Annotated in this window: 5 protein-coding genes; 2 read left to right on the forward strand and 3 right to left on the reverse strand. The window is 71.1% G+C overall.

Translation table 11 applies throughout. The annotated features are described in order from the left end of the window. Together ACFWR9_RS01970 and ACFWR9_RS01975 are read right to left on the reverse strand one after the other, a co-directional pair. Positions 1-209 (reverse strand): acetyl-coenzyme A synthetase N-terminal domain-containing protein (locus tag ACFWR9_RS01970; protein ID WP_383834008.1); only part of this gene is annotated, 209 nt, incomplete at its 3' end. A gap of 195 nt (positions 210-404) precedes the next feature. After that, the gene (locus tag ACFWR9_RS01975; protein ID WP_383834011.1) at positions 405-2,768 is read right to left on the reverse strand and encodes a bifunctional SulP family inorganic anion transporter/carbonic anhydrase; all 2,364 of its coding nucleotides are present in this window, start codon (positions 2,766-2,768) and stop codon (positions 405-407) included. Between the two features lie 268 nt (positions 2,769-3,036). Between ACFWR9_RS01975 and ACFWR9_RS01980 the strand changes: the two genes are divergently transcribed. After that, positions 3,037-4,317, forward strand: coding sequence for a hypothetical protein (locus ACFWR9_RS01980; protein WP_383834014.1), 1,281 nt, complete (start codon positions 3,037-3,039; stop codon positions 4,315-4,317). Between the two features lie 23 nt (positions 4,318-4,340). Here ACFWR9_RS01980 and ACFWR9_RS01985 read toward each other — a convergent pair whose 3' ends face one another. Then, the gene (locus ACFWR9_RS01985) at positions 4,341-5,321 is read right to left on the reverse strand and encodes an ATP-binding protein (protein ID WP_383834017.1); all 981 of its coding nucleotides are present in this window, start codon (positions 5,319-5,321) and stop codon (positions 4,341-4,343) included. A 110-nt stretch (positions 5,322-5,431) separates the two neighbouring features. On the opposite strand from ACFWR9_RS01985, the gene ACFWR9_RS01990 reads away from it, so the two are divergent. Continuing rightward, positions 5,432-6,256: an oxidoreductase gene (locus ACFWR9_RS01990; RefSeq protein WP_383834021.1), complete on the forward strand. Its 825-nt coding sequence runs from the start codon at positions 5,432-5,434 to the stop codon at positions 6,254-6,256. Positions 6,257-6,400 lie beyond the last annotated feature (144 nt).

Raw genomic sequence — 6,400 nt, forward strand, 5'->3', positions numbered from 1 at the left:
TTGGCGAACGGCGGGTTCGACCAGTCGAGGGTCTCGGTCGGCTCCTCGGCCCAGGCCAGCCGGCGGGCCTGCTCGGCCCAGAAGCCGAGCCTGTCAGCCTTGGCCCGTTCGTACGCCTCTGCCGTGACGTTGGCGTTCGCGGCCAGGTCGGCAGGGGGTGCGAACCTGCGTTCTTCCTTGAGCAGGTTGGCCAAGGATTCGTTGCTCACGACATCTCCCTTTCTCAGGGTTGTCCGTTGTGTCCCAGGCCACAGCTCATCAGACCCGGGGGGCCGATGACAAGGGTCGACGGGCAATTGGTTTAGACCTGTCGCGTTCCTTTCGCGGCCCTGGTCACCCGTACCCACGGACGCCGGTGGTGCCGAGTTCAGCCTTTGTAACGCCCATCACATCCCAGGGGGAGGTCAGACGGTCAGGTCGGTCTCCAGCACCCGCTGGAACACGGCCTCCCCGCCGTCCCCGGCGAGCAGGTACGCCTGGGCCTCGCCGACGTGGAAGTACATGCCGTGCAGTTCCAGGTCGCCGGCGCCCAGGGCCCGGGACACCGACTCGTGGGCGCGCAGATGCTCCAACTGCTGGACCACGTTGGCCAGGCAGAGCTGCTCGGCCGGGTCCGCGGGCCCGCGTCCTGCGAGCCGGGGCCGGGTGCCGTCGTCCTCGGGCAGGCGCTCCAGGCTCGGCAGCCCGTGCCGCAGCCACCTCTTGAGCGGGGTCTGTCTGCCGCCGGGCTCGGCGCTGAGCAGCGTCTGCATGGCCCCGCACCCGGAGTGCCCGCACACCGTGATGGACCGCACCTTCAGCACGTCCACCGCGTACTCGATCGCGGCGGCCACCGAGTCGTCGCCGCCCTTCTCGCCGGGCAGCGGCACGAAATTGCCCACATTGCGTACGACGAAGAGGTCGCCGGGGCCGCTGGAGGTGATCATCGACGTGACCACCCGAGAGTCGGCGCAGGTCAGGAAGAGCTGGGAGGGCTGCTGTCCCTCCCGGGCCAGCCGGGCCAGCTCGCCGCGCACCAGGGGGGCGGTGTTGCGCTGGAAGGCGCTGATGCCGCGCGCGAGTTCGCGTCCGTCGGCCGAACCGGACGCCGTGTCGGCGGCGTCGCCGGTGGAGTCCGGCCGGCCGGTGCCGGGCGGGGGCGCGGTGGGCGGGCGTTCGCACTGGTGGTTGCGCCAGGGGGTCCAGGGGCGGCAGCGGCAGTTGTCCGTGTCCGCCGGTTCGGAGATACGGGTGCCGGGCCGGCGTCCGGTGATGTCGACGGAGCCGCCCTGCGCGGTGTGCGTCTTCTGCCAGTCGTGCAGCGTCTCGTACGCCGCGTGGTCCATGAACGACCCGTCCAGCTCCACGACGGCGGTCGTTCCGTGGGGCACATGGTGCAGGATCCGGCTGAGCCGGGGCACCGCGAGGAACGTCAACTGGCCGCGCACGTGTACGTGGTGAACGCCCTCGCTCTCGTGGTGGGTGATGCGCATGCGGGTGAGGCGGTGCAGGGCGACGCCGACGGCGACGGCGATGCCCAGGGCGACGCCCTCCAGGACGCCGAGGAACACCACACCGATGGTGGTGACCGCGTAGACCAGCACCTCACGGTGGCGGGTCACCGTGCGGATGTGGTTCAGCGAGACCATCTTGAGGCCGACGGCCATGACCAGGGCGGCGAGCGAGGCGAGCGGGATGAGCTCCAGGGCCGGGACCAGCAGGAGCGCGGCGATCACTACGAGAACGCCGTGCAGCATCGTGGAGTTCCGGCTGACGGCGCCCGCCGCCACGTTCGCGGAACTGCGCACGGCCACGCCGGCGATGGGCAGTCCGCCGAGCGATCCGGAGACGATGTTGGCGGCGCCCTGCCCGAGCAGCTCGCGGTCGAGGTTGGAGCGCTTGACGCGGCCGGTCAGCCCCGGCCGGGCGGCGACCAGCTTGTCCACGGCGACCGCGCCGAGCAGGGACTGCACACTGCACACCAGCGTGGTGGTGAGGACGGCGGCGACGAGCCCGAGCACCGGACCGTCGGGCAGCGTCGCCAGCGCGTGACTGCTCCAGGACGGCAGGTCGACCTTGGGCAGGCGGAGCCCGGCGAGGGCGGCGACCGCGGTGGCACCGGCGACGGCGATCAGGGCGGCGGGCAGCTTGCCCAGGAGCCGCCCGGCCCGGCCCGGCACGCGGGGCCAGAACGTCAGCAGGGTCAGCGTCAGCACGCTCACCGCCACGTCGGCGGGGCGCAGGTTCGCCAGCTGGGCGGGGAGTGCGACCAGGTTGTCGGGCACGGAGCTCTGCGGGGTGCCGCCGAGGACGATGTGCAGCTGGGCGACGGCGATGGTGACGCCGATGCCGGCGAGCATGCCGTGCACGATGGCGGGGCTCACCGCGAGTGCCGAGCGGGCCACGCGCAGGCAGCCGAGGCCCAGTTGGGCGAGGCCGGCAAGCACGGTGATGGCGCAGGTCGTGCGCCATCCGTACTGCTGGATGAGGTCGGCGGTGACCACGGTGAGGCCGGCGGCGGGGCCGCTGACCTGGAGCGGGCAGCCGCCGATCCGCCCGGCGACGATCCCGCCCACCGCGGCCGCGACGAGCCCGGCCTGGAGGGGGGCGCCCGTGGCGAGGGCGATGCCCAGGGAGAGCGGCAGGGCGATCAGGAAGACCGCGACGGCGGCCGACACGTCGGCGCCCGCGACGCGGAAGCGCCGGGGGCCGCGGGGCGGCGGGCCGTGCGGTGGGTGGACGTGCTCGGTACGGGCCGAATCGGCGTGGGCGGGGACGCAGGCTGACATCTTTTCCCGTCTCCTCCGGGCTGCGCGGTCGCTCGGTGATTGCGCTCAGTAAACAAAGCGTAATTCAGAGTAAAGAAAAGGCATAGACTTTTCGCGCAAATGGAGTAATGGACCGCTCGACCGAGTGAACCAGTTATTTCATCGGCTTGTCGTACTAATTCCTTCTCATTTCCGTGTCACCTTGACGGCGCTGACGGCACGGCCCGGTTCAGCACCCGACATCGCCTCGTCGGCGTTGGCCCGAGAGAAGGAAGAAGGTGGGCGGAACATGGCCACCACCCACAGGATGGCCGCGTGCACCGCGGTCGCGGCGGTCTGCGCCACCGCGCTCGCCGGTTGCGCGCCCGACAGCGACAGCGGTTCCCGCGAAGGGACACATGGCTCGCAGAGGGAAAAGGGGAAAGCCGCCCCGGCGCCGAAGAGCGCGGTCCGCCTGATCGGCGACGGTTCCACCGCGTACACCGGGGCGCAGCCGCACCTGCCACGGCCCGAACGGCTCAAGCCCGGCCAGAAGCCCCCGCAGTTCGTGGTCTTCTCGTGGGACGGCGCGGGCGAGGACAGTCAGAAGCTGTTCTCCCACTTCCGCGAAGTGGCCAAGGAGAACAACGCCACGATGACGTACTTCCTGAGCGGCGTGTATGTGCTGCCGAAGGAGAAACGGGACCTGTACAGGCCGCCGCAGCATTCCCCGGGCCGTTCCGACATCGGCTTCAACGACGAGCAGGGCATCGCCGACACCGTCGAGCAGTTGCGCCTGGCGTGGCTGGAGGGCAACGAGATCGGCACCCACTTCAACGGGCACTTCTGCGGTGCCGGCGGCGGCGTCGGCAAGTGGTCGGTCGAGGAGTGGAAGGACGAGATCACCCAGGCCAAACAGTTCGTGAAGAGCTGGAAGACCAACACCGGGACGAAGAACGCGGCGCCCCTGCCGTTCGACTACGACAAGGAGCTGATCGGCGCCCGCACCCCGTGCCTGGAGGGCCAGAAGAACTTCGTGAAGGCCGCGAGCGAGATGGGCTTCCGCTACGACAGCAGCGGCGTCAACAACCAGGTCTGGCCGGCCAAGAAGCAGGGCCTGTGGGACCTCTCGATGCAGCTCGTGCCGTTCCCCGGCCACTCCTACGAGCAGCTCACCATGGACTACAACTACATGGTCAACCAGTCGGGCACCACCACCCAGGGCGACCCCGCCAAGCGGGAGTTCTGGGGCGACCAGATGCGTGACAGCCTGCTCCAGGGCTTCCAGCGGGCCTACGACGGCAACCGCGCCCCCCTGATCATCGGCAACCACTTCGAGTCCTGGAACGGCGGCACCTACATGCGCGCCATCGAGGAGGTCATCGAGCAGGTGTGCAACAAGAAGGAGGCGCGCTGCGTCTCCTTCCGGCAGCTCGCGGACTGGCTGGACGCACAGGATCCGAAGGTCCTGAAGAAGCTGCGCACCCTCGGCGTCGGCGAGGCCCCCGCGAAGGGCTGGGCGTCCTTCCTGTCGGCCGCGCCCGCACCGGCGCCGAAGGGCGTACCCGGGGCGCCGGCCGCCGAGCAGTAGCGCGGCGGACCCCCGCGCGTGGGTCACGCGGGGGCGGCGACCTCCTCGCCGAGGACGAAGCCGGGGTCGACCTGGGCCGCCAGGTCGGCACCGGTGCGCTCGTTGCCCCAGCTCTGGGCGTTCCTCAGGTGGAAGTGGACCATCTGGCGCGTGTAGCGCTCCCAGTCCCGCGACTCGTACGTCTCGTCGACGGCCGTGCGCAAGGCGCGCAGCGCACGGCCGTTGACGTCCTCCAGGAGGTCGAACCGGGGCGGGCGGCCCTTCTCCATGGCGCGCACCCAGTCCGAGTGCCCGACGGTCACCAGCAGGTCGTCGCCGACCTGTTCGCGCAGGAAGTCGAGGTCGTCCGGCCCCTGCACCTTGTTGCCGACGACCTTCAGGGCGACGCCGAAGTCGCGGGCGTACTCCTTGTACTGGCGGTAGACGGAGACGCCTTTCCGGGTCGGCTCGGCGACGAGGAACGTGATGTCGAAGCGGGTGAACATGCCGGAGGCGAACGAGTCCGAGCCGGCGGTCATGTCGACCACGACGTACTCGTCACGGCCGTCGACCAGGTGGTTCAGGCACAGCTCCACCGCTCCCGTCTTGGAGTGGTAGCAGGCGACTCCCAGGTCGGCGTCGGTGAAGGGTCCGGTGACCATCAGACGGACGGCCCCGCCGTCGAGTTCCACCGGCCGGGCGCAGGCGTCGTACACCGGGTTCTCCTCGCGCACCCGCAGCAGGCGCGAGCCCTCGCCGGGCGGCGTCGTCTTGATCATCTTCTCGGCGGAGGAGATGCGCGGGTTGGTGCCGCGCAGATGGTCCTTGATCAGCGGCAGGTGCTCGCCCATCGCGGGCAGCCCGGCCGACTCCGCCTCGTCGAGGCCCAGCGCGGCCCCGAGGTGTTGGTTGATGTCGGCGTCGATCGCGACGACGGGTGCGCCGCCGGCGGCGAGATGGCGGACGAACAGGGAGGACAGGGTGGTTTTTCCGCTGCCGCCCTTCCCAACGAAAGCAATTTTCATGTTCACCAAGCGTAGTGGATCGATAGCTGTACGTGGCACACGAGCCGGCAATACGTGAAGAAGACCACTCATTCGTGGGGCGCGGCGCCGGGATGCGTAGGGTCGTACTCATGAGTACGACAGGCGCGACCGCCGATCCGCTCGCGGCCCTGGGCGCACTGCCCGGCGTGGCCGAGTCCGTGGAGTCCGTACGCAAGGCCGTGGACCGCGTCTACGGCCACCGGATCATGCGGCGCCGCAGCAACGAGATCACCTCCGAGGCAGCCCTGCGCGGCGCCCGGGGCTCGGCCGCCCTGTCCGGGGCGGACTGGGCCCTGGAGGAGGTCCGCCGACGGACCGACTTCAGCGGCGACGCCGAGGCACGCGCGGTGGGCGCGGCCCTGCGGCTGACCGCCGAGGCGGGGCAGCTCCTCTCCATCTGGCGCCAGTCGCCGCTGCGGGTGCTGGCCCGGCTGCACCTGGTGGCGGCCGCCGACAACGCCGACCAGGTGGGGCGGCCCCGCCAGGAGGGCGAATCGGTGGACGAGCCGCTCGTCGAGCTGCCGCTGCCCGGCGCCGCGGAGGCGCACGGCCGACTGGACGGGCTCGCCGCGCTGGTCACGGCGGGCGGTTCCGCGCCGGCGCTGGTGACGGCCGCCGTCGTGCACGGTGAACTCCTGGCCCTGCGGCCCTTCACCTCCCACAACGGTCTGGTCGCGCGCGCGGCCGAGCGCATCGTCCTGGTCGGCAGCGGCCTCGACCCCAAGTCGGTCTGCCCGGCCGAGGTGGGTTACGCCGAACTGGGCCGTGCGCCCTACCTGGCGGCGCTCGACGGCTACGTCTCCGGAACCCCTGAGGGCATGGCCGCCTGGATCGCCCACTGCGGCAGGGGGGTGACGCTGGGCGCGCGCGAGTCGACGGCGGTGTGCGAGGCGCTCCAGCGGGGGGCGGCGTAGGCGAGGGCGCTCGCACGCGCGCACGCGCGGGCGCCGGGCTAAAGATCGGGCAGAGAAATGGCGGGGGTCGGGGGTTGGTTACCCCCCCGGGCAGTGCACCCGGGGAGCAAACCGACGCCCGGTGGTTGGCCCGAAGGCGGGGTC

Source organism: Streptomyces sp. NPDC058534 (genome assembly GCF_042717365.1).
GTDB lineage: Bacteria > Actinomycetota > Actinomycetes > Streptomycetales > Streptomycetaceae > Streptomyces.